This is a genomic window from Sphingomonas sp. 66-10 (assembly GCF_001897045.1).
In the GTDB taxonomy this organism is placed as follows: Bacteria; Pseudomonadota; Alphaproteobacteria; order Sphingomonadales; family Sphingomonadaceae; genus Sphingomonas; species Sphingomonas lycopersici.
In genome coordinates this window covers 242-2,304 of record NZ_MKRR01000051.1, presented here as the reverse complement: position 1 = coordinate 2,304, position 2,063 = coordinate 242, and the positions used below count along the sequence as shown (strand labels likewise).

Genomic DNA, 2,063 nt, shown 5'->3' with positions numbered 1-2,063 from the left:
AATCGGCCAGCCGGCTGTTGCGGTTGCGATATTCGCCGAGGTTCATCATCGTTGCGCCCTCGCTCAAACCGACAGATGGGCAGGAATGCGCAGATGACGGCGCACCACATCGACGAAGAGCGGGTCGCGCTTGGCCGCCCAGACGGCGGCGACATGGCCGATGGCCCAGATGGCAAGGCCGACCAGCCAGAGGCGAAGCCCCAGGCCGATCGCACCCGCCAACGTGCCGTTCATGATGGCGATGGCGCGCGGAGCGCCGCCAAGCAGGATCGGCTCGGACAGCGCCCGGTGGAGCGGGACCGTGTAGCCAGGCACGTCTCCCTGATCGACGCCGCCCGCCATCAGACCAGCGCCCCGCCGCTGAACGAGAAGAACGACAGGAAGAACGAGCTGGCCGCAAACGCGATGGAGAGACCGAACACGATCTGGATCAGGCGGCGGAAACCGCCCGAGGTGTCGCCGAAGGCGAGCGTGAGGCCTGTGGCGATGATGATGATCACCGCGACGATCTTGGCGACGGGGCCTTCGATCGATTGCAGGATCTGTTGCAGCGGCTGCTCCCACGGCATCGACGAGCCGGAGGCATGTGCTGGCGCGGCCATCGTCAGACTGATGGCGGCAATGGAGACTGACGTCGCGAGACGGCGGCGTAGACGAAACACGACAGGCATCATGAGGAACTTCCTTCTTCGGGCTGAGGGGAAACGGGATCGAGGGGGATGACGCGATAGTCGCCGTCGGGGCCGAGGCCCTCGACACGAGCGAGTTCTGCAAGGCGACGCTTGGTGCCACGGCCGACGAGAACCGCCACGAGATCGATCGTCTCGGCGATCAGCGCGCGCGGGACGGTGACGACGGCTTCTTGAATGAGTTGTTCCATGCGCCGCAGCGCGCCAATGGCCGAACCGGCGTGGATGGTGCCGATGCCGCCGGGATGGCCCGTCCCCCAAGCCTTCAGAAGGTCCAACGCCTCGGCCCCGCGCACCTCGCCGATCGGGATGCGATCGGGGCGCAGGCGCAGTGAGGAGCGAACGAGATCGGAGAGCGAGGCGACGCCATCTTTGGTGCGCATGGCGACGAGGTTGGGCGCGGCGCATTGCAGCTCGCGCGTATCCTCAATGATGACGACGCGATCGGAGGTCTTGGCCACCTCGGCGAGCAACGCGTTGGTGAGCGTCGTCTTGCCGGTCGAGGTGCCGCCGGCGACGAGAATGTTGGCGCGGGAGGCAACGCCTGCCCGCAACGCCTCGGCCTGTGCGGCAGACATGATTCCGGCGCGGGTGTAATCGTCGAGCGTGAACACCGCGACGGCCGGCTTGCGGATCGCAAAAGCAGGCGCCGCGACGATGGGCGGCAACAGCCCCTCGAACCGCTCCCCGGTTTCGGGCAATTCAGCCGAGACGCGCGGCGCGCCGGCATGAACCTCGGCGCCGACATGATGCGCAACCAGGCGCACGATGCGCTCGCCATCGGCGGGCGAAAGGCGCTCCTCCGTGTCGGAGAGCCCTTCAGAAAGCCGGTCGATCCAGATGCGCCCGTCCGGGTTCAGCATCACCTCGACGACGGCGGCGTCTTCGAGGAACCGCGCGATCGCCGGGCCGAGCGCAGTGCGCAGCATCCGCGCGCCCCGCGCCAAGCCTTCAGAATTGTGATGCGAAGCCTTCATGTCGCCCCGAGTTCAGCGGGGATCGACAGACCTTCCCCTTGCGGGGTCGATTAAAAGAGCCTGATTTAGGGCCGATTCAACAAGGATTTACCGGCGTAGTAGCGTAGCGTGCAAATACAGGAGATCGGCGGCGGGGGAAGCCGCTGGTTATCGAAGGAGTTGAACGACCGCGTTCGGCCAGCCGCTGCCTGTGCGGCCTTAGGCGGTGAGCGCTCTTCAGCCGCTCAATCTCAACGAGGGGAGTATGTATCGTGTCCCTCGAAAACGGCAAAATGCCCCCTTGAATGAGGACATGGTGTCCGCTATATATACGGACATGGACGGCGCTGAACTCAACGAATATCTAGGATTGCTGGAACTCACCCAAGCCGATCTCGCAGCACGGCTCGGTGTCACG

General features: G+C 65.2%; 3 protein-coding genes. All 3 read right to left on the bottom strand.

The features are described from left to right. Nucleotides 1-63: 63 nt before the first annotated feature. The 3 genes from BGN95_RS05670 to trbB are packed head-to-tail and all read right to left on the bottom strand — an operon-like array spanning nucleotide 64 to nucleotide 1,666. Nucleotides 64-342, bottom strand: coding sequence for a VirB3 family type IV secretion system protein (locus tag BGN95_RS05670; protein ID WP_286771910.1), 279 nt, complete (start codon nucleotides 340-342; stop codon nucleotides 64-66). After that, nucleotides 342-674 (bottom strand): TrbC/VirB2 family type IV secretion system protein, encoded by a 333-nt coding sequence (locus BGN95_RS05665; RefSeq protein WP_286771909.1) that lies wholly within the window; start codon nucleotides 672-674, stop codon nucleotides 342-344. Before BGN95_RS05665 ends, BGN95_RS05670 begins: the two co-directional genes overlap by 1 nt. Beyond that, a complete protein-coding gene (trbB, locus tag BGN95_RS05660; protein ID WP_286771908.1) occupies nucleotides 671-1,666 on the bottom strand; it encodes a P-type conjugative transfer ATPase TrbB in 996 nt (331 codons plus the stop codon). Before trbB ends, BGN95_RS05665 begins: the two co-directional genes overlap by 4 nt. Between the last annotated feature and the right edge of the window lie 397 nt (nucleotides 1,667-2,063).

What these genes read in the sequence shown, in the direction of transcription:
- BGN95_RS05670 (WP_286771910.1), bottom strand. Translation starts at nt 342, where the DNA reads ATGGCGGGCGGCGTCGATCAGGGAGACGTGCCTGGCTACACGGTCCCG.
- BGN95_RS05665 (WP_286771909.1), bottom strand. Translation starts at nt 674, where the DNA reads ATGATGCCTGTCGTGTTTCGTCTACGCCGCCGTCTCGCGACGTCAGTC.
- trbB (WP_286771908.1), bottom strand. Translation starts at nt 1,666, where the DNA reads ATGAAGGCTTCGCATCACAATTCTGAAGGCTTGGCGCGGGGCGCGCGG.